The 22,839-nt window shown below is 72.4% G+C and carries 22 protein-coding genes; 8 read left to right on the top strand and 14 right to left on the bottom strand.

The genetic code is table 11. The features are described 5' to 3' along the window. Positions 1-8 precede the first annotated feature (8 nt). Positions 9-377, bottom strand: a complete 369-nt coding sequence (locus tag AB0C25_RS03135; protein ID WP_357368957.1) for a DUF3499 domain-containing protein — start codon at positions 375-377, stop codon at positions 9-11. A 153-nt stretch (positions 378-530) separates the two neighbouring features. Between AB0C25_RS03135 and AB0C25_RS03130 the strand changes: the two genes are divergently transcribed. Then, complete coding sequence (locus AB0C25_RS03130; protein ID WP_357241919.1) at positions 531-980, top strand: metallopeptidase family protein; 450 nt, start codon at positions 531-533, stop codon at positions 978-980. A 138-nt stretch (positions 981-1,118) separates the two neighbouring features. Here the strand turns inward: AB0C25_RS03130 and AB0C25_RS03125 are convergent, their stop codons facing one another. From AB0C25_RS03125 to AB0C25_RS03100, 6 genes are all read right to left on the bottom strand, one after another. Continuing rightward, positions 1,119-1,376: a WhiB family transcriptional regulator gene (locus AB0C25_RS03125; protein WP_007455784.1), complete on the bottom strand. Its 258-nt coding sequence runs from the start codon at positions 1,374-1,376 to the stop codon at positions 1,119-1,121. Positions 1,377-1,834: 458 nt separating this feature from the next. Continuing rightward, entirely contained in the window at positions 1,835-2,164 is a 330-nt protein-coding gene (locus AB0C25_RS03120) for a phospholipase (protein WP_357368955.1), read from the bottom strand. A gap of 17 nt (positions 2,165-2,181) precedes the next feature. Next, entirely contained in the window at positions 2,182-3,576 is a 1,395-nt protein-coding gene (locus AB0C25_RS03115) for a DUF4331 domain-containing protein (RefSeq protein WP_357368953.1), read from the bottom strand. A gap of 51 nt (positions 3,577-3,627) precedes the next feature. Then, positions 3,628-3,906, bottom strand: a complete 279-nt coding sequence (locus AB0C25_RS03110) for a hypothetical protein (protein WP_357241910.1) — start codon at positions 3,904-3,906, stop codon at positions 3,628-3,630. Between the two features lie 38 nt (positions 3,907-3,944). Further along, positions 3,945-6,488: a bifunctional FO biosynthesis protein CofGH gene (locus AB0C25_RS03105; RefSeq protein ID WP_357368951.1), complete on the bottom strand. Its 2,544-nt coding sequence runs from the start codon at positions 6,486-6,488 to the stop codon at positions 3,945-3,947. 308 nt (positions 6,489-6,796) lie between these two features. Next, on the bottom strand, positions 6,797-7,888 hold the full coding sequence (locus AB0C25_RS03100) for a hypothetical protein (protein ID WP_357368949.1): 1,092 nt from the start codon (positions 7,886-7,888) through the stop codon (positions 6,797-6,799). A 98-nt stretch (positions 7,889-7,986) separates the two neighbouring features. On the opposite strand from AB0C25_RS03100, the gene cofD reads away from it, so the two are divergent. Together cofD and AB0C25_RS03090 are read left to right on the top strand one after the other, a co-directional pair. Continuing rightward, positions 7,987-8,988, top strand: a complete 1,002-nt coding sequence (cofD, locus tag AB0C25_RS03095; RefSeq protein ID WP_357368947.1) for a 2-phospho-L-lactate transferase — start codon at positions 7,987-7,989, stop codon at positions 8,986-8,988. After that, complete coding sequence (locus tag AB0C25_RS03090; protein WP_357368945.1) at positions 8,985-10,070, top strand: coenzyme F420-0:L-glutamate ligase; 1,086 nt, start codon at positions 8,985-8,987, stop codon at positions 10,068-10,070. The genes cofD and AB0C25_RS03090 overlap by 4 nt, the downstream gene beginning before the upstream one ends. 110 nt (positions 10,071-10,180) lie before the next feature. Here AB0C25_RS03090 and AB0C25_RS03085 read toward each other — a convergent pair whose 3' ends face one another. Beyond that, positions 10,181-11,179 (bottom strand): winged helix-turn-helix domain-containing protein, encoded by a 999-nt coding sequence (locus AB0C25_RS03085; protein WP_357368942.1) that lies wholly within the window; start codon positions 11,177-11,179, stop codon positions 10,181-10,183. Between the two features lie 285 nt (positions 11,180-11,464). Beyond that, a complete protein-coding gene (locus tag AB0C25_RS03080) occupies positions 11,465-12,511 on the bottom strand; it encodes a hypothetical protein (RefSeq protein ID WP_357368940.1) in 1,047 nt (348 codons plus the stop codon). 39 nt (positions 12,512-12,550) lie between these two features. Between AB0C25_RS03080 and AB0C25_RS03075 the strand changes: the two genes are divergently transcribed. Next, a complete protein-coding gene (locus tag AB0C25_RS03075; RefSeq protein ID WP_357368938.1) occupies positions 12,551-13,159 on the top strand; it encodes an NUDIX hydrolase in 609 nt (202 codons plus the stop codon). Here the strand turns inward: AB0C25_RS03075 and AB0C25_RS03070 are convergent. Continuing rightward, positions 13,128-14,219, bottom strand: a complete 1,092-nt coding sequence (locus tag AB0C25_RS03070) for a sugar phosphate nucleotidyltransferase (RefSeq protein WP_357368936.1) — start codon at positions 14,217-14,219, stop codon at positions 13,128-13,130. The two genes, AB0C25_RS03075 and AB0C25_RS03070, sit on opposite strands and share 32 nt — an antisense overlap. 61 nt (positions 14,220-14,280) lie before the next feature. Further along, complete coding sequence (locus tag AB0C25_RS03065) at positions 14,281-15,426, bottom strand: glycosyltransferase family 1 protein (protein WP_357368934.1); 1,146 nt, start codon at positions 15,424-15,426, stop codon at positions 14,281-14,283. A 154-nt stretch (positions 15,427-15,580) separates the two neighbouring features. Between AB0C25_RS03065 and AB0C25_RS03060 the strand changes: the two genes are divergently transcribed. Next, on the top strand, positions 15,581-16,270 hold the full coding sequence (locus AB0C25_RS03060) for a TIGR03089 family protein (protein ID WP_357368932.1): 690 nt from the start codon (positions 15,581-15,583) through the stop codon (positions 16,268-16,270). A gap of 284 nt (positions 16,271-16,554) precedes the next feature. On the opposite strand, the gene AB0C25_RS03055 is transcribed toward AB0C25_RS03060, so the two are convergent. Further along, on the bottom strand, positions 16,555-18,564 hold the full coding sequence (locus AB0C25_RS03055) for an acetoacetate--CoA ligase (protein ID WP_357368930.1): 2,010 nt from the start codon (positions 18,562-18,564) through the stop codon (positions 16,555-16,557). A 142-nt stretch (positions 18,565-18,706) separates the two neighbouring features. Beyond that, positions 18,707-19,225 (bottom strand): hotdog domain-containing protein, encoded by a 519-nt coding sequence (locus AB0C25_RS03050; protein WP_357368928.1) that lies wholly within the window; start codon positions 19,223-19,225, stop codon positions 18,707-18,709. A gap of 23 nt (positions 19,226-19,248) precedes the next feature. On the opposite strand from AB0C25_RS03050, the gene AB0C25_RS03045 reads away from it, so the two are divergent. Beyond that, complete coding sequence (locus AB0C25_RS03045; RefSeq protein ID WP_357368926.1) at positions 19,249-19,923, top strand: hypothetical protein; 675 nt, start codon at positions 19,249-19,251, stop codon at positions 19,921-19,923. 36 nt (positions 19,924-19,959) lie between these two features. On the opposite strand, the gene AB0C25_RS03040 is transcribed toward AB0C25_RS03045, so the two are convergent. Continuing rightward, the gene (locus AB0C25_RS03040) at positions 19,960-21,180 is read right to left on the bottom strand and encodes a multidrug effflux MFS transporter (protein WP_357369058.1); all 1,221 of its coding nucleotides are present in this window, start codon (positions 21,178-21,180) and stop codon (positions 19,960-19,962) included. Between the two features lie 295 nt (positions 21,181-21,475). On the opposite strand from AB0C25_RS03040, the gene AB0C25_RS03035 reads away from it, so the two are divergent. Beyond that, positions 21,476-22,027 (top strand): RNA polymerase sigma factor, encoded by a 552-nt coding sequence (locus AB0C25_RS03035; RefSeq protein WP_357241868.1) that lies wholly within the window; start codon positions 21,476-21,478, stop codon positions 22,025-22,027. After that, positions 22,024-22,821, top strand: coding sequence for a zf-HC2 domain-containing protein (locus tag AB0C25_RS03030; protein WP_357368924.1), 798 nt, complete (start codon positions 22,024-22,026; stop codon positions 22,819-22,821). Before AB0C25_RS03035 ends, AB0C25_RS03030 begins: the two co-directional genes overlap by 4 nt. Positions 22,822-22,839 lie beyond the last annotated feature (18 nt).

The following is a 22,839-nucleotide window of genomic DNA, read 5'->3' as shown; positions in this document are numbered from 1 at the left end:
GGTCCGGGTTAGTGGTTGGGGGGGATTACTCGGAGGTGGCCTCGGCGGCCGGTTTGGTGGGGGTGCTCGGGGCGGTTCTGGTCGGGCTCCGGGGGGCGGGGGGCCGGGCGGGCGGCTTCGCGGACCGCCTCGGCGAGCGCCACCAGGTCGTCGGTGGTGGGTGGCGGCGGCTCGAATGCACCCTCGTGCCGGACCACGTCCCAGCCCCGCGGTGCCGTCAGGCTGCGGGCGTGCGGCTCGCACAGGTCGTACGTGTGCGGCTCGGCGAACGCCGCCAGCGGCCCCACCACCGCTGTCGACTCGTTGTAGACATAGGTCAATGTGGCGACCGCTTGCCGGGGGCAGCCGTTACGGGAGCAGCGCCGTGGTGACCTCACGTGCGGCAGGGTATCTCCATTACCGGGTCCGGCGCATCGCTTCGCGTTGCGACACGCCCGTCACGGTGATCACAGTTCGCCGTTCTGGGCGCGCCGCGCCACGGGAGCGGCGGTGCCGCTGGCCAGCCCGACGCGGGCGCTACCCTTTGCCTCATGACGAGCCCGGAACACCGCCGCCCCGGCCCCGGCCGGCGTGTGCACCGTGACCGGCACGGTCGCGGCCTGCGCGGGCGGTTGGTGCCGGCCACCGTGCCACTGGCGCGGACCAAGGCAGAGGTCTTCGACGACCTGGTCCTGGACACCGTGGAGACGCTGGAGCGTCGGTTCGCCAAGGAGTTGGCCGGGGTCGAGTTCGCGGTCGAGGACGTCCCGCCGGACCTGAACGTGTACGACTCCGATGTGCTGGAGGATGGCGAGGTCCCGCTGGCCCGGCTGCTGCCCGGCCGGCCGGGCCGACAGGAGGTGCCGCCGCGGATCGTGCTGTACCGGCGGCCCCTGGAGTTCCGGGCGATGGACCGCGAGGACCTCGCCGACCTCGTGCACGACGTGATCATCGAACAGGTGGCGAACCTGCTCGGGGTCGATCCCGACGAGCTGACCTGAGCGACCCCCCGGATGCCGGCCAGCAGCCGCATCGGCGGCACACGCCGGCCACTCGGCGGCACCGGCGACGCACGCCGGCCACGCAGCCCCAGAACGCGCAAGAGTCGGGCGGCCCCCACCGCCTCGACCTCGCACCGCTCAGGCGGCCCGCCGCTTCAACTTGCGCCGCTCCCGCTCGGAGAGCCCACCCCAGATGCCGAACCGCTCGTCGTGACCGAGAGCGTATTCGAGGCATTCGGTCTTGACCTCACACCGCGAGCAGATCCGCTTCGCCTCGCGGGTTGAGCCGCCCTTCTCGGGGAAGAACGCTTCCGGGTCGGTCTGCGAGCACAGTGCCCGCTCCTGCCACTCCGGCGCGTTTCCGAGCAGGTCGGCCACCTCAAGCTGGCCGTCCATCAAATGCCTCCTTGTCGCGCACCGGCGTCATCGCCGCTGCAACCCCCCACGCGAAAGGCGTGCTTGTCCGTCCGGTCCCGTTTTGTTGCGTTCCGTGCGAACAACCCCATTCAAATTACACGCGTGTAATGCGTGCGCCGTCAAGCCAAACTTGATAATGGAGTCGCCCTCCCGACACCCCCGGACGGCCACTCGGACCGTCCAGCCTCGCAACCTGCCCTATCGATTCAGACCCCGGCCGAGTAACGCCCTCTCCGGCGAGTTGCCCGACTTTTCTCCCGTGGCGCTCCCCCGACGAGTCGCCAACGGGGCAGTGCCAGACGTCCGCACCCCCAAAGCTGATCTTGGTGGGGGACAGGTTAACGCGGCGCGGCGCAGACCGCCCGTCGAGCTGGGAACAGCACGTACGCCCCGCCCACAATGTGGACGGGGCGCGGTGCCAAAACGGTGTGGAACGGTCAGCTGGCGACCCCGAACCCGCTGGTGGGCCACACGAATTCGGCGATCCCTCCACCGTGGACAGAAACTGAGCCAGCAGGCGTGCTCTCGTCCCACCAGACGGTATAAATCCCGCCGGGCAGATCCGGATAGACCGCACTGTGGAACGAGCCGTCCTGTACCCGGCGCTCCCGCACGGCGGAGTGGACCCGCCGATCGTCGTCCCGGCTGATCTCGATCTCCCGGCCGTGCAGATCCCGGCCCGTGTAGACGATCAGGGCACCGGTGTCGCCGCCCAGATCGAGGACGACGCTCCCCGTCTCCGACGGCCCGTACGCGTGCTCGTGCATCCCCACCCCCCGGCCGGTCAGGACGCCGCCGGCGGGTTGTTGAACCCGTCGTACGGAGTACCCAGGTAGGGGAAGTTGGCGAGGAACGGCGCGGTCACGTCGGCGGCGCTCAACCCCGGGGTGACCGCGGCGGCCGCCGCGTCGGGTTGGAACGTCTTGTCCACCAGCGGGACGGTGACCCCGGCGATCGCCCGCAGCGCGATGCTGACCACGTCGTCGCCGACCCGCCGCCCGTTCGGGTATCCGGCCAGGTCACCACCGAGCACCCCGAACCGGTCCGGCTGCCGGGTCGGCGGGATCGCGGTGTTCAGCCGCAGCATGTCGGCCTGCACGTCGCCGGTGGCGTTCGTGAAGCCGTCGATCAGCCCGGCCGGTACGCCGGTGAGCAGGATCGCCACCAGGTCCGCACGGGCCTTCTTCGACTTGGTGAGGCGGTCCAGATTCGGGAAGACGTCCGGGTAGAGCGCCGGCAGCAGAGCGGCCAGTTCCGGCTGCTCGACGAACCGCGCGAACCGCTTGTCCTCCGACGGTGGCAGCGAATTCCACAGGTCCTTCTTGGACATCGGCACGACGACCTCGTTGAACAACGGATTGCCCAGCCGGGAGACCTGGGTGAACGGCCCGGTGGCGGTGTCCGCAGCGCCCCGGTCACCGAGCACCCGCACCTGCCGGCGCGACGCCGACGTCCACACCCCGATCACCGACGCCGCGTCACCGGCGCCGTAGCGGTTGGCGCGGCGACGCACCTGCTTCAGCGGCACCTGCACGGCGATGCTGTGCACGTTCATCCGGTCGGTCGCGTTGACCGGCTCCCCCTCGGCCTTGAAGATCTTCTTCCCGGCGACGTGCAACTGCTGGAACGGCCGCAACGTGCCGAGGTCGAAGATCGCCCCCAGGTCGACGAAGAAGCCGTCCGCGCGCTGCCCGGCGAAGACCCGCTCGCCGGTGGAGAGCGAGTAGGTGGCCTGCCGCACCAGCTCGGCGTACTTCGGGGTGGACAGCGGGCCGACGTTGCACGGCGGGCAGGGCAACTTGTGCGCCAACCGGTGCTCCCGGCCGTCGGTCACCCGGGTCAAGCTGTAGAACTGCCGCCGGTTCCAGTTCTTGCTGTCCAGCGACTCGATGGTGCCCGTGTTGTAGAGAAAGCTGTTCGGATTGGTGATCTCGGTGGTGAATTCGAACCGGTAGGTGACATCCGGACGGCCGTCGCCGTCGTTGTCGATATGGATCTCGTAGCGCACGTCGTCACCGAACTCGAAGAAGTTCGGGCCCCCCGAGGGCAGCTGCAACGGAACGTAGTTGGCGATCAGCGTCACCGTGTCGGGCTTGTCGGGGCTGACGAACGCGTACAGGTCGGAGCTGTCGGCGACCGGATCCTTGGCTATCTCCGGGGCCTCGCGGTGGGAAGACATGGCGGACCAACCTCACTGGGCGGGGACAGGATGGCAGTGCGGAGTGCCGGGTCAGCGCCGGGCGGCGCGCCGCAGCCGGTCCGCCAGGCCGCGGTCGCGTACCTCGATCCGCGTCTCACCGACGAAGACGTCCATCGTTCCGGAGGCGGCATCGCGCAGGTGTACGACGATCGGCTCGTCGGCACGGCCAGCCGCACCGGGGGCGTTCTGCGCGGCCGACAGGCCCGGCACGGTGAGCGCGGCGGCGCCGAGGGTCGCGGTGGCCGCGGCGGTCAACGTCTGCCGGCGGGTCAGTCGCGGCCACTGCCGCTTCCGCTGATCACTGGTCATGGAGCGTGGTACGGCCGGCGGCGGGGAAAGGTTCGACGTCAGGGTCGGGCGTGACCGTACGCAGTCGACCGCTTGCGCGCCGGCCGGCCGGCTGCCGTCGCGATGGCCCGCAACTGCTCCTCGGTACGCGCGGACCCGTTGTCGGAGCCGGCCATCCGCGAGATCGTCTCCTCCATCAACGTGCCGCCGAGGTCGTTGCATCCACCCTGGAGCATCGCGACGGTGCCCTCGTCACCGAGCTTCACCCAGGAGCACTGGATGTTGTCGATCCGCCCGTGTAGCAGCAACCGGGACATGGCGTGCACCACCCGGTTCTCCCGCCAGGTCGGCCCCGGTCGGGCGATTCCCGCCAGATAGATCGGAGCATTTGTGTGCACGAACGGCAGGGCCACGAACTCGGTGAACCCGCCGGTGCGGTCCTGTACGCCGGCCAGCACCCGGAAGTGCGCCAGCCACTGCCCGGGGTGGTCGACGTGGCCGTACATCATTGTGGAGCTGGACCGGATGCCCAGCTCGTGGGCGGTGCTGACCACGTCGACCCAGGCGGCCGCCGGGAGTTTGCCCTTGGTCAACACCCAGCGCACGTCGTCGTCGAGGATCTCCGCGGCGGTGCCGGGGATGGTGTCCAGCCCGGCCTCGCGCAGCTGCGTCAACCAGTCGCGCACCGGCACGCCCGCCTTCGCGGCGGCGGTGACGATCTCCATGGGCGAGAACGCGTGCACGTGCATGTCCGGCACGCGGGCCTTAATGGCGCGCACGATGTCGGCGTACCCGGTGACCGGCATCTTCGGGTCGATGCCGCCCTGGAGGCACACCTCGCTGGCCCCGGCCGCCCACGCCTGCTCGGCCCGGTCGGCGACCTGGTCGACGGAGAGCCGGTACGCGTCCGCGTCCCGCTCACGCTGGGCAAAAGCACAGAACCGGCAGCCCACGTAGCAGACGTTGCTGAAGTTGATGTTGCGGTTGACCACGTAGGTGACGTCGTCGCCGACGGCGTCACGCCGGACGTCGTCGGCGAGCCGGCACAACGCGTCGAGCGCCGGCCCGTCCGCCCCGAACAGCGCCAGCGCGGCGTCGGTGTGCCGAGGGTCGAGCAGCGCCGCCGGGTCGTCGGCGGCGAGCTTGAGCCCCGCCGCCAGGTCACGGTCCGCGCCGCTCCCGGCCGTCACCGGGGGTACGCCCGCACGCCGCGCCGCCGCCTCCGGGGTGACCTTTCCGGCGACCTCGGACCAGTCGCCGTAGACGCTGTCGAAGTCACCGCGCCGGTCGTCGGTGCGGCCGGTGGTGTCGATGGTGGCGTGCAGGTCGACCCGCCCGCCGAACACCTCCTCCGGCTCCTGCCAAGGGTGGCCGTGCGGCAGGGCCGATTCGACCGCCATGCCGGTCGTCGGATCGGCGAGCGCGTCGACGTGCGGCAGCAACCGCGGGTCGAGCCACGGGTCACCGGCGCGCACGTACTCCGGGTAGATCGTCAGCCGCTCCCGCAGCGTGAACCCGGCCAGCTCGGTGTGTCGGGCCAGCTCCTCGATCTGCGGCCACGGGCGTTCCGGGTTGACGTGGTCGGGGGTGAGCGGCGAGACACCACCCCAGTCGTCGATGCCGGCGCGCAGCAGCAGGTCGTACTCACCGGCGATGAGGTTCGGCGGAGCCTGGATCCGGGCCTTCGGGCCGAGCAGCAGCCGGGCCACCGCCACCGTGGCGGCCAGGTCGTGCAGCTCCGCGTCGGGCATGCCACGCATCGCCGTGTCCGGCTTGGCCCGGAAGTTCTGCACGATCACCTCCTGGAGGTGGCCGTACTCCCGGTGGGCGCGGCGGATCGCGAAGAGCGCGTCGACCCGTTCGGCCGGCGTCTCCCCGATGCCGATCAGGATGCCGGTGGTGAACGGCACCCCGACCCGGCCGGCGTCGTCGAGCACCCGGAGCCGGACCGCCGGCTCCTTGTCCGGTGAGCCGAAGTGCGGACCGCCCGGCTCGGACCAGAGCCGGGTCGCGGTCGTCTCCAACATCATGCCCATGCTCGGGGCGACCGGCTTGAGCCGTTGCAGCTCCGACCAGGACAGCACGCCCGGGTTGAGGTGCGGCAGCAGGCCCGTCTCCTCCAACACGGCCACCGCGCAGGCCCGCAGGTAGTCAAGTGTGGAGTCGTAGCCGCGCTCGTCGAGCCAGCTCCGGGCCGCCGGCCAGCGCTCCTCCGGCCGGTCACCGAGCGTGAAGAGGGCCTCCTTGCAACCCTGGGCGGCGCCGGCCCGCGCGATGGCGAGCACCTCGTCGCGGTCCAGGAACGGCGCCGGCAGCCGGTGTGGCACGGTGGCGAACGTGCAGTAGTGACAGCGGTCCCGGCACAGCCGGGTCAACGGGATGAAGACCTTCTTCGAGTACGTGACCACGCCCGGCCGCCCAGCGTCACGCAGCCCGGCGTCGCGGATGCCACCGGCCACCCGGAGCAGCTCGTCGAGGGCGTCCCCACGGGCCGACAGCAGGGCGGTCGCCTCGTCGACGTCAAGCGCCCGCCCGGTCGCGGCCCGGCCCAGGGCTCGCCGCACGCTAGCGTCACTCGGGCCGGATTGGGTGCGATCAACCATCCGCTCAGCCTATGCGCAGCGCGAGCCGGCCCTGCCAGTCCCGGCCCGCACCGTGGGAAAGGGCACCGCGGCACCGCTCCCGCTCCCGCTCCCGCTCCCGCTCCCGCTCCCGAACGCCCGACCGCGTGACCCGAAGTGGGCGGGGCGGCCGGCACCTGTCTCGCCACCTTTGCTCTGCTTCAACCCACGCACCAGGTCGCGTCCGATATCCGGACACCGGGTGGTGCCTCCGTTGAAGCAGAGCAAAGGCGAACCCGAACACCTCGCCGAGGGCGCCAGGTGCGCAGCGAACCGTTGCCGGAGCAGGCTCAGCGGGGCTGGTCCGGATGCTCACCGGGCTTGATCTGCTGGGTGCGGTCGGCGTCCGGATCGACCGGGCGGGCAACCGCCTGGGTCTGGTCGGCGGACGCCGGGTCGACGGACCGGCGGGGAATGGCCTGGGTCGGGTCGGCGGACGCCGGGTCGACAGACTGGCGCGGAATGGCCTGCGTCGGATCGGCCGACGGCGGCTCGACGGACTGGCGCGGAATGGCCTGCGTCGGATCGGCCGACGGCGGCTGCCCGAACGGCGGCTGCCCGAACGGCGACGCGGGCGACGCGGGCGGTGCGGACTGCGGGGCAGGGTGGGCCGGCGGCGCGGACTGCGGAAACGGCGGGGCCGACTGCGGGTGCGGCGGGGCCGACTGCGGGTGCGGCGGGGCCGACTGCGGGTGCGGCGGGGCCGACTGCGGGGCCTGGAACGGCGGGGACGGCTGGGCGTACTGGCCGCCGTACTGATCCGCCGGGTAACCGCCGGGCTGGCCGGGAGCAGGCCAGCCGCCCTGCGGCTGACCACCGGGCTGCCCCGGGGTCGGCCAGCCGCCCTGCTGCTGCGGCCAGCCTGGCTGCGGCTGGCCGTAGACACCGGGCTGCGGCTTGGGCCGCGGTACGTAGTAGTGGGCGCGCCAGATGGTGTAGACCACCCAGGCGGCGACCGCGAAGATCGCCATCCAGGCGATCTGGGTGAGCACACCGAGGAGCGCGTCGAGCACCCTGGTGTCGGCCAAACGGCCCACCGTCGAGATCAGCATGGTCAGCGTGCCGATCACCGCGCTGGCCGCGTACTCGCCGAGGGCAACCTGCGTGATCAGCTTGGCCTTCGGCGCCACCGGCGAGATGTGCGTGGCCAGCAGCACGGCCAGCAACGGGAGGCCCACCGCCACCAGCCCGACGAACGCGCCGAAGGCGTCGCCCGCACGGTCGGTGAAGGAGCCGCCCGGGGTGATCAACCGGAGCAGAGCCACGAAGAGGAGCACGGCGTTGGCGCCGAGCAACGCGAGCGCGGCGAGTTCGCGTAGCGGCTTGGTCAGCTGACGGGCCTGTGCCGCGTCGGCGGACGCGGGCTCGGCGGGGCTGGTCACTAGCTCCCCCTCGGGGCAGGAACGGACAGGGCGCACGTGAGCCTAGTCTCGAGGGCCACCGGCGGATCGAAGGCATCACGTGCGCGAGGATGGTCGTCATGCACATCGTGGTTCTGGCCGGCGGCATCGGCGGCGCCCGGTTCCTGCTCGGCGTCCGGGCGTACGCCCGCGAAGTCGGCGCGGAGGTGACCGCCGTGATCAACGTCGGCGACGACCTGTGGCTGCACGGGTTGAAGATCTGCCCCGACCTGGACAGCGTCATGTACACCCTCGGCGGTGGCGCGGACCCGGAGCGGGGCTGGGGTCGGGTCGGTGAGAGTTGGACGGTCAAGGGCGAGCTGGCCGCGTACGGGGCACAGCCGGACTGGTTCGGCCTCGGCGACAAGGACATCGCCACCCACCTGGTGCGCACCACCATGCTCAACGGCGGTTACCCGTTGAGCGCGGTCACCGAGGCGCTGTCCACCCGTTGGCAGCCGGGCGTACGTCTGCTGCCGGCGACCGACGACCGCCTGGAAACCCACGCTGTCGTGAGCGGGAGGAGTGAGCTTGCGAGCCCCGCACTCGCGAACAGCGCCAACGCCGTGGAGGACGAGCAGGGGCAGCGGGCGATCCACTTCCAGGAGTGGTGGGTACGACACCGGGCCGACATCCGTACCCATCGCTTCGTCTTCGTCGGTGCGGAGACGGCGAAGCCGGCACCCGGGGTGCTGGACGCCATCGGGTCGGCCGACCTGGTGTTGGTCGCCCCCAGCAACCCGGTGGTGAGCGTCGCGCCGGTGCTGGCCGTACCGGGGCTGCGGGAGGCAGTGGCGGACGGCCCGGCGCCGGTGGTGGGTGTTTCGCCGATCATCGGCGGTGCTCCGGTGCGGGGGATGGCCGACCGCTGTCTCGCTGTGCTGGGTGCCGAGTGCAGCGCCGCCGGGGTGGGCCGCCTCTACGGGGGCCGGTCGGACGGCGGCCTGCTGGATGGCTGGTTGGTGGCCGACGAGGACGCCGGCACGGTGGTGCCGGGAGTGACGGTCCGCGCGATGCCGCTGCGGATGACCGACGAGGCGGCGACCGTGGCCATGGTCCGCGCCGCGGTGGAGTTGACGTGAGGCTGGAGATCCTGCCGGTGCTCGGCATCGGCCACGTGACCGAGGGTGACGACCTGGCGGCGATGATCGCCACCGCGGCGCCGTGGCTGCGTAACGGGGACGTGCTCGTGGTGACCAGCAAGATCGTCTCGAAGTCGGAGGGACGGCTGGTCGACGTCCCGGCGGACGGTCCCGAGCGGCTGGTCGCACGGGACGAGATCCTGGCCGCTGAGACCGCCCGGGTGGTCGCCAGCCGGGGGCCGACCCGGATCGTGCAGACCCAGCACGGTTTCGTGATGGCCTCGGCGGGGATCGACGCGTCGAACGTCGACAAGACCCAACTGGTGCTGCTGCCGGTCGACCCGGACGCGTCGGCACGGGCACTCCGTGACGCGCTGCGGGAGCGCTACGACCTGGACGTGGCCGTGATCATCAGCGACACGATGGGCCGGCCCTGGCGCAACGGGCTCACCGACGTGGCGCTGGGTGTGGCCGGAATGCCGGCGATCCGCGACCACCGGGGCGAGGTGGATCCGTACGGCAACGAGCTTCAGTTGACCCAGATGGCCGTGGTGGACGAGCTGGCCGGGGCCGGCGAGCTGATCAAGGGCAAGTGCGACCAGGTCCCCGTCGCGGTCGTGCGGGGCTACCTCGCCGCCACCACCCCGGACGACGCCGGTGGCGCGCGGGCGCTGGTCCGCGACGCGGCACAGGACCTCTTCGCGCTCGGCACCGCCGAAGCCCGCGCCGCCGGGCTCACCGACGCCGCCACCCTGGCCGATGGTCCCGGTCCGACGCCGGCCGACCTGACCGCGGTACGACGGGCGATCGACGCGGTCGCCGGGGTGGTCGCCCCCGGCACGGTCTTCACGCTTGTCGACGAGGCCGAGGTACGCGCCGGGCTGGTCGCCGAGATGCCCGGCTGGCCGGACGGGGCCGACCTGCTGCTCGGCTCGGCCCCGACCCCCGTCGACCCGATCGGCCTGGTTCGCTTCGGTGCCGACCTGCACCGACTGCGCGTAGCCCTGGCTGCCCAGGGCGTCGGGTCGACCCTGTTGCCACCGCCGCCCGGCAGCCCGGCGAGCGCCGCGCTCGCGCTCTGAGCGACAGCCGGGTCGCCCGTCCAGGCGGCCCGGCGCACGGAGCGCTCGCGTCCTGAGCGACAGCCGGGTCGCCCGTCCAGGCGGCCCGGCGCGCTCGCGCGGTGGCGGGATCAGGCGTCGAGCATGGCCCGGCCGAGCGGGGTCAACGTGTGCAGCACGCTGTTGCGGTCCCGATGGCTGACCAGCAGGCCGGCGTTGCGCAGCACCGTGGCGTGTTGGCTCGCCGCCGCCGGTGAGATGTTGAGCCGGCGGGCGACCTCGCCGGTGGTGCAGCCCTCGTCGCTGGCCTGCAACACGGCCGCCCTGGTGCGGCCGAGCAGCGCGGCGAGTGATTCACGGGCGGCGGCGGACCGGACCGCCCCGGTGCCGTCGGCCGACGCCAGCCCACCCAACCGGTCCACCCGGTAGACGAGCACCGGCGGCAGGGCCGGATCGAGCAGGGCGACAGGCGTGTCCGCACAGAAGAACGACGGCACCAGCAGCAGCCCTCGACCGTCCAGGTGCAGCTCCCGGCTGTGTGGGTAGTTGCGGACCTCAAGCACCCCGCCGTCCCAGCGCATGGCCGGCCGGAGGCTGGTGAGCAGGCCCTCGATGCCGCCGTCGAGCAGCGCCCTGGCTCGGTGCGCCCGGTCCGCCGCGACCGCCGACTGGATGCGACTCCAGTACGGGTTGATCGCCAACGACCGGTACTGAACCATCGAGTCGGCGAGGTGGTGCAGCACCTCCACCTCGCCCCGGGCCAGCGCGGCGGCCGAGGGCGGCAGCTGGTTCTCGGTGGCGAGCACGCTCAGGTCCCGTTGCAGCATCCCGATCGGGGTGCTGCGGAGCGCGTCCAGCCCGGCTTCGAAGCCGTCGACGCTGGCGTACGGGGTGAGGAAGTCCGGGAAGTAGCCGCGCGGCGGGCTCAACGCGAAGAGCAACCGGAGTTGGTCGGAGGCGGCGTCGTGACGCAGCCCTCGGGATACGGTGCGCCGCCAGTGTGCCGTCAACGGGTCGCGGTTGCGGCTCTGCAACGCGTGCAGGCTGAGGACCAGCTCCCAGACCGGGTCCGCCGCCGGCGCCACCCGAGTCCGGAGGATGTCCTCCCCGGAAAAGTGGATCTTCAGCATGGAGCGCTCCAGTGTCGCCAGCAGGGGGATGCCGGGTGACCGTTTGACTCTACCCGGACGGCACTAATCTCCATCTTTAAGCCTGGGTTGAAAAACCTCGACGTCGCCGGAGCGGTTCGACATGCTTCCAGTGCCCGAACACCGTGCCGGTGCGTCCTCGATGCGCCGGCCCCAGGGCACCGGGTCTGGGGAGGCCCCTGATCGGGCGGCACCACGAGGGTCTGCGGCCCTTGCTCCGCAGAGGTGCCGTCCGGTCACCCAGCCTCGCCGCATCGCGCGCTCGGCTCAACCAACCCAGAGCGCGACCCGGTGATCCTCGTCGGTGACGTAGAACTGTCGCCCGTCCACCTCGGCCAGCCCCTCCACGTGGTGGAACGGCGCCAGGTCCCGCACCGGCTCCCCGACCAGCCGGGACGCGTCGGCCGACCCAGCGGCCGGGAGTCGGAAGCGGACGTGCCGAGACGTGACGTCACCGCCGCCCGGATGGTCGTCGAGCAGCACCGACCCCTTGCCCAGCGCGTCGATCGAGCCGATCACCGCCGCGTACCCGCCGTCCGTCGTCGGGGTGATCGCGCGGAACCCGGTCAGCTTTCCCGGCGGGGTGACCCCGGTCAACGTGTACGCGCGCAACGCCCCCGGCCACGCCGGCTCCGCCGCGAACATGGCCGGCACACCGGCGATCTCCACCAGGATCGGCTCACCGGCGTCGGTGACCGGGAACCGCAGCCCGAGCAGGACCGTCCCGGCCGGGGTGAAGGCGGCCGCCTCCACGTTCAGCGGCAGGTCGCCCGGGGCCAGCCGACTCACCCAGCGCTTCTCCCGCGCGGTCCCCCGCGCCAGCGTCTCCACGATGAACCGCGCCCGCACCCGGTCCCCGGGCGGCAACAGGGTCAACGGCGATCCGGCGAGAGCGTCGTTCACCGCCCGGTGCAGCCGGAACGAATTGCGCACCACGTGCACCGGCACCAGCCCGGTCGCCGCGTCGTCCTCCCGGAAGCGGGCCACGAAGGCGCGTCGGGGCCGCAGCGGGCCAGCCTTCGAGCCGAAGTGGGAGCCGAAGACGTACACCCAGCCGTCGTGGTGGGCGAGCGCCTCGCCATCCTCGGTCCGCCCGTTCTCCGCGCCGGCGTCGGCCAGCACGTGCCGGGCCGTCCACTCGCCGTCCTCGCGTTCCAGCAGCAACGCCAGGCAGCGCTCGACCGGCCCCTCGTCCAGCACGGTCCAGAAGCCCCGCCGGGCGCCGTACGCGCGCAGCAGCGCCGTCGACCGCACCGGCAGCAGATCGCTGGCCTCGTTGCCGGCCACCACGAATTCGACGAGTCGCAGGGTCACCGCGCCAGCGTACGGAGCGCCCGCTCGTACAGTGGCGGGGTGCCCGACACCGCGATCACCGACCACCCGACCGACCCCGAGGCGTACGCGGCGCTGCACGCCGACGCCACCGCGCTGCTCGAAGGCTGGCAGCCCACCAGCCCGGGGGCGGCCACCGCGAGGGACCGCACCCTCACGTTGCTCGACGCCGGCCCGATCGCGATGAGCCGGCCGCACCGACCCGGGCACGTCACCGCGAGCGCGCTGGTGCTGGACGCCACCGGCTCGCGGGTGCTGCTCTGCCTGCACGTCAAGTTCGGGCGTTGGGTGCAGCTCGGTGGGCACTGCGAGCCGATCGACCAGACCCTGGTCGCCGCCGCGCTCCGCGAGGCCACCGAGGAGTCCGGCATCGCCGACCTGCGCATCGACCCGGTGCCGATCGACGTCGACGTGCATGAGGTGCTCTGCCAGGGCGGCTCACGCCACTTCGACGTCCGGTTCGCCGTGGTCGCGCCGCCCGGCGCGGTGGAGCAGGTCAGCGACGAGGCCGAGCAGTTGGGCTGGTTTCCGCCGGACCAGCTGCCCGAGCCGCTGGCCGGCGGGACCGTGCAACTGCTCGCACCGGCCCTGGCGGCCCTCAGACGTAGCCCTCTTCGCCGCGCGCCTTGAGCTCGTCGACCAGGGCCTTGACGCCCTGGGCCTGGTCACGCGGGCACACCAGCACCGCGTCCGGGGTGTCCACCACGATCAGGTCGCGCAGCCCGAGGACGGCCACCAACCGACCGGACTGCGGCACCACCACCAGGTTGGTGCTGTCCCGCAGGAGCACCCCGGGCTTGGCGTCGGTGCCGAGCACCACGTTGCCCGCCTCGTCGGCCGGCAGCACCTCACCCAGGGTGTGGAAGTCGCCGACGTCGTTCCAGCCGAAGTCGCCCGGGACGGTCGCGACCCGACCCGCGGTGGCCGCGCCCTCCATCACCGCGTAGTCCACGGAGATCTTCGGCAGGGTCGGCCAGATCGCGCCGAGCACCTCGTCCTGCTCGGGGGTGCCCCAGGCGGCGGCGATCGCGGCGACGCCCGCGTGCAACGCCGGCTGCTGGCGGGCCAGCTCGGCGAGGAAGACATCCACCCGCCACACGAACATGCTCGCGTTCCACAGGTGCCGGCCGGAGCGGACGTACGCCTCGGCGACCTCCGCGCCCGGCTTCTCCTTGAACTCGGTCACCGGCCGCCACGGAGCGCCGTCGGTCTCCTCGCCGGTCTCCAGGTAGCCGTAGCCGGTTTCCGGACGGGTCGGGGTGATCCCGACCGTCATCAGCATCCCCTGCTCGGCCCCCCGGACCGCCTCCTGGACCGTGCGCACCCAGCTTCCCGGGTCGCCGATCAGGTGGTCCGCCGCGAAGCTGCCCATCACCGCGTCCGGGTCGCGCGCCGCGATCACCGCGGCGGCCAGCGCGATCGCCGCGCAGGAATCCCGAGGGGAGGGCTCGACCAGGATGTTCTCCTCCGGCAGACCGGTCAGCTGCCGAGCCACCGCCGCGACGTGCGCGGCACCGGTGACCACCAGGGTCCGATCCGGTGTGGTCAGCGGCGCGAGCCGCTCCACGGTCGCCTGGAGCAGCGAGGAACTGGTGCCGGTCAGCGGGTGGAGGAACTTGGGGTGGCCGGCGCGGGACAACGGCCAGAGTCTCGTGCCGCTGCCACCTGCCGGAATTACCGCATAAAGCATCCGCACATCATGCCCGACGTACCTGCTGGCAGTGGCACGGGTCACCACCAGGCACCCGGGCTCAGGAGCGGGCGCGACTCCAGGCGGCGATGTGCACCTCGGCGCTGGACTCCCAGGTGAACTCCTTGGCCCGGTCGAAACCCGCCTTGGCCAGGGACAGCCGCCGCTGTTCGTCGTCGAGCAGCGCGGCCAGGTCGATGCCGATCTGCTCCGCGTCCTCCGAGGTGTACGCGACCGCGTCACCGCCCACCTCGGGCAGCGAGAGCCGGGGCGTGGTCAGCACCGGGGCGGCGCACGCCATGGCCTCCAGGATCGGCAGCCCGAACCCCTCGCCGTAGGACGGATAGGCGGCGACCAGTGCGCCACCGAGGAAGCCGGGCAGGTCGGCGTAGCGCAGGTAGCCGGGGCGCAGCAGGCGCAGGTGCGACGGGACCTCGGCCACCGCCCGGTCGATGTCGTCGTCGTGCCCCTGCCCACCGGCGATCACCAGGGCCGGCGGCTCGGCCCGGTCGGACACCGCGCGGGCCCAACCACGGATCAGGTTGGGCACGTTCTTCCGCGGCTCCTTGGCGCCGAGGAAGGCGACGTAGCTGCTGTTGCCCAGCCCCAGCCGGGCGCGGACGCGGGCCTTCTCCTCCTCGGTGGGGGCGTGGAAGGCCGCCTGGTCGACACCGTGGTAGGCCACGTCGATCCGCGTCGGATCGGCGTCGAGCAGCCGGATCAGCTCGTCCCGGGTGGCCTTGCTGGGCACGATCACCCGGTTTGCGCGGCGCAGCGACGTCTTGATGGCGCTGCGGAAGAACGTGCGGCGGGACTTGTCGTAGTGCTCCGGCTCGGTGAAGAACGTCGCGTCGTGCACGGTGACGGTGACCGGGCACCCGGCCCGCAGCGGGCAGGTGTAGAAGGGCGAGTGCAGCACGTCGGCGCTCACCTGCTGGGCGAGCAGCGGCAGGCCGGTCTGCTCCCACGCGAGCCGGGCCGGGCGATGCGCCACGGCGGCCGGAGCTGGGATGATCTCCGCGCCGGGCAGCATCCGGGTGTAACGCTCCAGGTCGGTGCGGAGGCTGACCACCGCCAGCTCCACCCCCGACCCGCACACCTTGCCAAGGGCACCGAGCAGGCCATCGACGTATCGACCGACGCCACCACGGTCGGCGGGGACACTCGTGGCGTCGATGAGCACGCGGGGCGGGCGACCGGCGGTCACGGGGCGACTCCTTGCACTGGCGGGTCTGTGGGGAACAACACTCCGGGGGTCAAGCCTACGCCGGAGCGCGGGGCCGACGCTGACTGCGACCCGACGGTATGCCGAGTTGTCATCGTCTTCGAGTACGGCCCACAGGGGCGTATCGTTCGCGCCGATGGCCGACAACATTGCCCGGGTGTTCGCCGACGCGATCGCGACCGACCCGACCCGACCGCTCCTCACCTGGTACGACGATGCCAGTGGTGACCGCACCGAACTATCCGGTGCCACCCTGGCGAACTGGGTGGCGAAGACCGCCAACCTGCTCGTCGACGAGGTCGGCGTCGCCCCGGGCACTCCGGCCGGGATGCTGCTGCCGCCCCACTGGCAGACCGCGGCGGTGCTGCTGGGCTGCTGGTCGGCCAAGCTGAGCGTCATCGACAACCCGGGCGACGTCGACGTGCTCTTCGCCGCCGCCGACCGGCTCGACGAGGCACAGTCCTGGTCGGCCGACGAGCGGTACGCCCTCGGGCTGGCTCCACTGGCCGCCCCGCTCCGGCAGGTGCCGCCCGGGTTCGCCGACTACGTGGTCGAGGTACGCCGGCACGGCGACCACTTCCACCCGCAGCCGGGACCGGGACCCACCGACGAGCATCTGCTGGCCCGTGCCGAGGACCGCGCCACCGAGCTGGGCATCCAGGCCGGTGCCCGGGTCCTCGTCGACGCCGCCCGTTACCCGGACCCGGTGGACTGGCTGCTGGCCCCGCTGACCCGGGCCGCCACAGTGGTCCTCTGCGCCAACTCGGACCCAGCGCGCCTGGCCGCCCGTGTGACCACCGAAAAGGTCACCCACACCCTCCCGTGACCCACGAGCTCCCGTGACCCACGAGCCGTGCCCGCCAGGGCGATGAGTCGCTCGGCGGAGCGTGGGCGTCCGGCGGCACCGAGAGCCACCCGATGGGTCTGACCGCGCCCTTTGCTCTGCTTCAACGGACGCAACAATGAGAGGCCGAAACTGTTGCGCCGGTTGAAGCAGAGCAAAGGGGCCGTCGGCACTCGGCCTAGCCCTCGGCCTGGCCACTCGGCCTGGCCACTCGGCCTGGCCCTCGCCGCGGGTCCGTGACCGAGTGAGCCGCCGCGCGGGAGCTCTCAGGCGGGAGCGCTGTCCGTCGCTCTGCGTTGGGCCAGGACGGCGAAGGCCGTCAGGGATTCGGGGTTGGCCAGGGCGCCCCTGGCTGCGGCCTGGTCGACCGGGGTGCCGGTGAGGATCTTCTTGACCGGGACCTCCAGCTTCTTCGCCGACAGGGTGCGGGGCACCGCGCGTACCTGGTGGATCTCGTCGGGCACGTGCCTGGGCGACAGGGCGGTACGCAGCTCGCGGCAGATCTTCTTCCGCAGGTCGTCGTCCAGGTCCAGGCCCTCGGCCAGCACCACGAAGAGCAGCAACTCACCGGCGCCGCCCTCGTCGTCCTCCAGGTGCACGACGACCGAGTCGAGCACCTCGTCGAGCCCTTCGACCACGGAGTAGAACTCGGCGGTACCCAGCCGCACCCCGCCCCGGTTGAGGGTGGCGTCGGAGCGGCCGGTGATCACGCAACCTCCCCGCTCGTTGATCGTGATCCAGTCCCCGTGCCGCCAGACGCCCGGGTAGACGTCGAAGTACGCCTCGGAGTAACGGACGCCGTCCGGGTCGTTCCAGAAACCCACAGGCATGCTCGGCATCGGCTCGGTGATCACCAGCTCGCCCAGCTCGCCGAGCACCGGGGTGCCGTCGGACGAACGGGCCTCCACCTTGGCGCCCAACGCCCGGCAGGCGATCTCGCCCGCGTACACCGGCAGCAGCGGCACCCCGCCCACGAAGCCGGTGCACACGTCGGTGCCGCCGGAGAGCGACTGGAGCTGCACCCGTTCGCTCACCGTCTCGTACACCCAGTGGAAGCCCTCGGCGGGCAGCGGCGCACCGGTCGAGCCGACGCCGCGCAGCGCGGACAGGTCGGCGACCTCGCGGGGCACCAACTGAGCCTTGCGGCAGGCCAGCAGGAAGGGCGCCGACGTGCCGAAGTACGTGGTGCCGGTCTCCGCCGCCAGCCGCCACAGCCCACCGAGGTCGGGCTCAGCCGGCCGGCCGGGCTCCGCCCGGACCGCCGGGTTGCCGTCGAAGAGCACGATCGTCGCGCCCACCGCCGGGCCGGAGACCAGGAAGTTCCACATCATCCAGCCGGTGGTGGTGAACCAGAAGAACCGGTCGGCGGGACCCAGGTCGTGGTGCAGGGCGAGCATCTTCAGGTGCTCCAGCAGGATGCCGCCGTGACCGTGCACGATCGGCTTGGGCAGCCCGGTGGTGCCCGAGGAGTAGAGCACGTACAGCGGGTGGTCGAACGGCACCGGCGTGAACGTCAACGGCTCGTCGGTGGGCGCGGCCAGCTCCTCCCAGCCCAGCGCGTCCTCGGGCGCGGAGCCCGTGGGGTCGAGGTAGCCGATGCTCACGGTGTGCCGCAGCGACGGCAGGGCGGCCCGGATCGCGGCGACCTCCGCGCGCCGGTCCACCGCCTTGTCGCCGTACCGGTAGCCGTCCACGGCGACCAGGACCGTCGGCTCGATCTGCTGCCAGCGGTCGGTGACGCTGCGGGTGCCGAACTCCGGCGCGCAGGACGAGAAGATCGCGCCCAGGCTGGCGGTGGCCAGCAGGAGGACGTACGTCTCGGCGATGTTCGGGGCGTACGCCGCCACCCGGTCACCGGCGGTGACGCCGAGCCGGCGCAGCCCGGCCGACACCCGGCGGACCTGCTCGCGCAACTCCCCGGCGGTCAGCGTGACAGGTGCGCGGGTCTGCCCGTGCGCGATCACCACCGGGTCGTCGTCGGCACGTCCCGGCATCCGCAGCACGTTCTCCGCGTAGTTGAGCGTGGCACCGGGGAACCAGCGGGCACCGGGCATGCCCCGCTCGGCCAGGGTGGCGGTCGGCGGGGTGTGCGCGATCACCTCGAAGTGGTCCCAGATCGAGCGCCAGAACCCGTCCAGGTCGGTGGTGGACCAGCGCCACAGCGCGTCGTAGTCGGCGAAGTCCAACCCGCGGCGCTCCCGCAGCCAGCGCAGGTAGCCACCGATCCGGGACCGCTCCAGTACGTCCGCCGGCGGCGTCCACAGCATGTCACCCACTGCTCCACCCTCCCCTGGCCTCGCACGACACTGTGCCTGGGCCGTGGCGCCATCTTGCCCTACCTCGAAGCGCCATTCTGCGCACCGGGTAGGCCAACCGACGCGTGCCCGTCCCACACTCCAACCCGGCACCCCATGTGGGTCAGCCGGCGCGGTGGGCCTGAATGGCGCGCCGGCGGGCCAATCGGTGCGCTCGGCGGATCTCCGCCTCCTTGTACCGGCGCTCGTCCTCCGCCGTCTCCGGCAACACCGGACGGACCGTCCGGGGCGCCCCGCCCACGTCCACGCCGACGAAGACCAGGTACGCGGTGGCCACCCGCACCGGCGCGTCCTCGGCCGAGTCCCACCGCTCGGCGACCACCCGCACGCCCACCTCCATCGAGGTCTGGCCGGTCCAGTTCACCTGCGCGTGCGCGTGCACGAGGTCACCGACCCGGACCGCCTCGGAGAAGACGATCTCGTCGATCGCCGCGGTCACGGCCGTTCCGCCGCTGTGCCGGGCAGCGGCGGCGCCCGCCACGTCGTCGACGAACTTCATCAGGACCCCGCCGTGCACGGTGCCGTAGAGGTTCACGTCCACGGCAGTCATCATCTTGCTCAGCGTGACGCGCGAGTACGACGTCGGCTTGCCGACCGGTGCGGCGGAGAGGTGCTCAGTCATGCCGAAAACGGTACGGTGCGCGGATGCGACATCTCTGGAGCTTCCTCGCCGGGCTGGTGGTGGCGCCCATCACCTGGGTGCTCGTCACACTGGGGCAGGACGGGTCGAGCCGGACGGTCGACCGCTGGGTGGAGACCGGCACGTTCAACACCGCAAACCTGATCGAGCCAGCCGTGTACCTCGGTGTCGGCGGCGTCCTGCTGGGCCTGCTGGCCACGCTGCGCTTCTCGCCGCTCGGTCCGCTGGTGGCCGGATTGCTGCTGGTCACCCCGTACATCGGGATGTTCGTGGCGCCCTTCGCGGTACGGGACGCGATCCCGCACGAGTGGAAGGTGGCCGGCGATCCGTTGCCGCTGCGGCTGCCCGTGGAGAACGGCACACTCTTCCTGATCGGCCTGCTGCTGCTGATGGCGACCTTCAGCGTGCAGCGCTGGCGGCAGTGGCCGCGCCCCGCCACCGAGCCGGCCGTGGCACCGGTGTCCGCGCCGGGCGCCGGCCCCCGCGACGACGACTTCACGCTCACCGACTGGCCGTCCCACACCCCCGCGGAGCGCGACACCGCGCCGCTCACTCTGGGTTACCCGGCCGAGTCGACACCGACCGAGCCGTTGCCGCGCCGGGTGGGTGGCGAGTCGCCCTGGTCCGCCCCACCGCGCGGCCAGCCGCGCCCGGAGGACAACACCACGGAGATTCGCTGACCGTCGGGCGGGCCGGGCAACCGGCCCGCCCGATTTCTAGTGCACGGCGACCGCCAGCTCCGGGTCGACGGCGCCGAGGTCGGCGCGGGGCACGACGAGGAGCATGACGATCAGCGCGGCGGCCATGCCGCCCGCGATGACGATCGCCATCGGTACGCTCCCGGCGCCGAACAGGCCCGCCAGTGGCGCCGAGAGCGCGCCGACACCGAACTGCACGGCACCGAGCAGCGCGGCGGCGGTGCCGGCGGCCGCACTGTGCCGGCTCATGGCCAGCGCCGGAGCGTTCGGCAGGGCCAGGCCCGCCGCGGCCAGGACCAGCCACAGCGACGCGAGCAGGGTGCCCAGGCCACCGAAGCCGGTGGCCGCGAACATGACGAGCAGGAGGCCGGCCGCCGTCCCCGCGATGAGCGCGCTGACCAGGATCTGCTGCGGGGTGTAGCGGCGCAGCAGCCGGACGTTGAACTGGGTGGCCGCGATCAGGCCGACGGCGCCGGCCCCGAAGGCCAGGCCGAACTGCTGCTCGTCGAGGCCGTACTCCCGTTGGAGCACGAACGACGACCCCGCGACGTACGCGAACAGAGCCGCCATCGCCAGCCCGGCGACCAGCACCAACCCGACGAACGCCCGGTCGTTGAGCAGCCCCCGGTAGTCGCGCAGGGTCGCACCGATCCCTCCGTGCCGCCGACGTGCCACCGGGAGGGTCTCCGGGAGCCGCCGTGCCGCCACGACGAGCAGCAGCGCACCCAACACCGCCAGCGCCGCGAAGACGCCCCGCCAGTCGGTCCAGCTCAGCAGGCCGCTGCCCAGGGTCGGCGCGAGAATGGGGGCCAGGCCCATGACGAGCATCAGCCGGGAGAAGATCCGGGCGAACGACGCGCCACTGAACAGGTCGCGGACGACGGCGGTGGCGACCACGGTGGCGGCCGCGACGCCCAGCCCCTGCAGGACGCGCAGCGCGCCGAGCACGGCGATGGTGGGCGCGAAGACGCACAGCACGGAGGCCACGATGTGCGCGGCCAGCCCGGCCAGCAGCGGCACCCGCCGTCCGACCACATCGGAGAGTGGCCCGATCAGCAGCTGGCCCAGCGCGAGGCCGACGAGCGTGCCGGTCAGCGTCAACTGCACGGCGGTCTCGGTGGTCTGCAACCCTGCCGTGATGGCGGGCAGCGCGGGCAGGTACATGTCGATGGTCAACGGCCCGATGGCGATCAACGCACCGAGCACGAGGACGAGTTGTGCCCGCTGACGGTTGGTCATCAGGTCACCGGGCAGCACCTCCGCGGTCGTGGGCGGGGGTGCCGTGTGAGTGCCCGGTTCGGTCTGGTCCACCAACTGCTTCATCATCTCGGTCTCTCTGCGGAAGCTTCTACGTCGTTACGGCGTCAGCGCGTCCGCAACTGCCGGGCGTGTGTCGGCAACGCCCGCAGCCCGTTCGACGTTCCCGCTGTGGGGGGCGTCACGCCGTGTCGGCTCGATCCGAGTACGGAAGAAATGTGACCGGGGTCACCACCGGGCCAGAACCGAAGTGGGGGGTCGAATCGTCTTGCCTGTCGTGAGACGAAGTCTGGACGGACTCGACGAGGGTGAGTTGCTTCGCCGCGTCGCCCGCGGCGATCGGCGTGCCTTCGACGCACTGTACCGGCGTACCGCCCCGTGGCTGACCACGCGGCTACGTCGGCGGTGCGCCGACGAGGACGTGGTGGCCGAGGTGTTGCAGGAGACGTACCTGGCGGTGTGGCGGTCGGCCGGCAGCCAGGCGCAGTCCGCGGGCTCCGGCAGCGCGGTCGGCTGGTTGTGGACGATCGCCGCGCACCGGCTCGTGGACGCGTTCCGCCACCGGGCCCGACGGGAGCGGATTCCGTCGGTGCAGACCTACGACGCCGTGGCTCCGGCGGCCGAGGAGGAGGCGCTCGCTGGTGGGTTGGACGCCAACCTGGAGCAGGCCCTGCAGGCACTGCCGGCGGAGCTGCGTCAGGTGCTGCGCGCGATGGTCCTCGACGGGTTGACCGTGCGGGAGACCTCGCTGCTGCTCGGCATGCCGGAAGGAACCGTGAAGACCCGCGCGCGGCGGGCCCGGATCGCGCTGCGGGAGGCGCTGTCATGACCACTCATCCCACCCAGACGATGATCTCCGAGTACGCCTCGGGTGGTCGCGGCGTCGACGACACGACCAGCTGGGCGGTCGAGGCGCACCTGGAGTCCTGCGCCGCCTGCCGGGCGGTCCTGGCCGAGGCGGTCGACCCCACCACCCGCGACCTGCTGGACCGGGTGGCCGACGGCATCGCCACCGGAATCGCCACCGGCCCTGCTCCGGTGCGTCGGCGGCGATTGCGGCGGACCGGGGTCGCCGGACGGATCCTGCCGTGGCTGGCCACCGCCGCCGGCCTGATGCTGGCCGCGGTGCTCTTCGAGACGACCTTCGACAACCTGCCGTCGCTGGTGCTGCTCGTCGCGCCGATGGCACCGCTGCTGCCGGTGGCCGCGCTCTGGAGCCGGCGACTCGATCCGGCCTGGGAGCTGATGGCGACCATGCCGCGTACCGGGTTGGCGCTGCTGCTGCGCCGCACGTTGGCGGTCCTGGTGGCGGTCATCCCGGTGCTGGCCGTGGCGGGCTGGGGCACCGGGCACTCCCCGGGTCTCTGGCTGCTGCCGGCGCTGGGCTTCACCGCCGGGGCGCTGGCGCTGGGCGGGCTGGTGGGGGTGGACCGCGCCGCCGCCGTACTGGCCCTCACCTGGTCCGCGGGCGTCGTGGCGCCGAGTCTGGCCGGCGGCCGACTCCCGGCCGTCCTCGCGGACAGCAGCTCGCCCTGGTGGGCCGCCAGCACCGTGGCGCTGGTGGCCGTGGTGCTCGTCCGGGCCCGACGACGTCCGCTCGGAGGACTTCCCCGCACGTCGTGAGCAGCTGACAACACGAAC

Origin of the sequence: Micromonospora sp. NPDC048839, assembly GCF_040649915.1 — a bacterium.
Classification (GTDB): Bacteria; Actinomycetota; Actinomycetes; order Mycobacteriales; family Micromonosporaceae; genus Micromonospora.
The sequence above is the reverse complement of the archived record's forward strand: the minus strand, read 5'-3'. Positions and strand labels throughout refer to the sequence as shown.

What these genes read in the sequence shown, in the direction of transcription:
- AB0C25_RS03120 (WP_357368955.1), bottom strand. Translation starts at nt 2,164, where the DNA reads ATGCACGAGCACGCGTACGGGCCGTCGGAGACGGGGAGCGTCGTCCTC.
- AB0C25_RS03045 (WP_357368926.1), top strand. Translation starts at nt 19,249, where the DNA reads ATGCGACATCTCTGGAGCTTCCTCGCCGGGCTGGTGGTGGCGCCCATC.
- AB0C25_RS03070 (WP_357368936.1), bottom strand. Translation starts at nt 14,219, where the DNA reads ATGCTTTATGCGGTAATTCCGGCAGGTGGCAGCGGCACGAGACTCTGG.
- AB0C25_RS03085 (WP_357368942.1), bottom strand. Translation starts at nt 11,179, where the DNA reads ATGCTGAAGATCCACTTTTCCGGGGAGGACATCCTCCGGACTCGGGTG.
- cofD (WP_357368947.1), top strand. Translation starts at nt 7,987, where the DNA reads ATGCACATCGTGGTTCTGGCCGGCGGCATCGGCGGCGCCCGGTTCCTG.
- AB0C25_RS03050 (WP_357368928.1), bottom strand. Translation starts at nt 19,225, where the DNA reads ATGACTGAGCACCTCTCCGCCGCACCGGTCGGCAAGCCGACGTCGTAC.
- AB0C25_RS03040 (WP_357369058.1), bottom strand. Translation starts at nt 21,180, where the DNA reads ATGACCAACCGTCAGCGGGCACAACTCGTCCTCGTGCTCGGTGCGTTG.
- AB0C25_RS03115 (WP_357368953.1), bottom strand. Translation starts at nt 3,576, where the DNA reads ATGTCTTCCCACCGCGAGGCCCCGGAGATAGCCAAGGATCCGGTCGCC.
- AB0C25_RS03105 (WP_357368951.1), bottom strand. Translation starts at nt 6,488, where the DNA reads ATGGTTGATCGCACCCAATCCGGCCCGAGTGACGCTAGCGTGCGGCGA.
- AB0C25_RS03125 (WP_007455784.1), bottom strand. Translation starts at nt 1,376, where the DNA reads ATGGACGGCCAGCTTGAGGTGGCCGACCTGCTCGGAAACGCGCCGGAG.
- AB0C25_RS03030 (WP_357368924.1), top strand. Translation starts at nt 22,024, where the DNA reads ATGACCACTCATCCCACCCAGACGATGATCTCCGAGTACGCCTCGGGT.
- AB0C25_RS03130 (WP_357241919.1), top strand. Translation starts at nt 531, where the DNA reads ATGACGAGCCCGGAACACCGCCGCCCCGGCCCCGGCCGGCGTGTGCAC.
- AB0C25_RS03110 (WP_357241910.1), bottom strand. Translation starts at nt 3,906, where the DNA reads ATGACCAGTGATCAGCGGAAGCGGCAGTGGCCGCGACTGACCCGCCGG.
- AB0C25_RS03060 (WP_357368932.1), top strand. Translation starts at nt 15,581, where the DNA reads ATGGCCGACAACATTGCCCGGGTGTTCGCCGACGCGATCGCGACCGAC.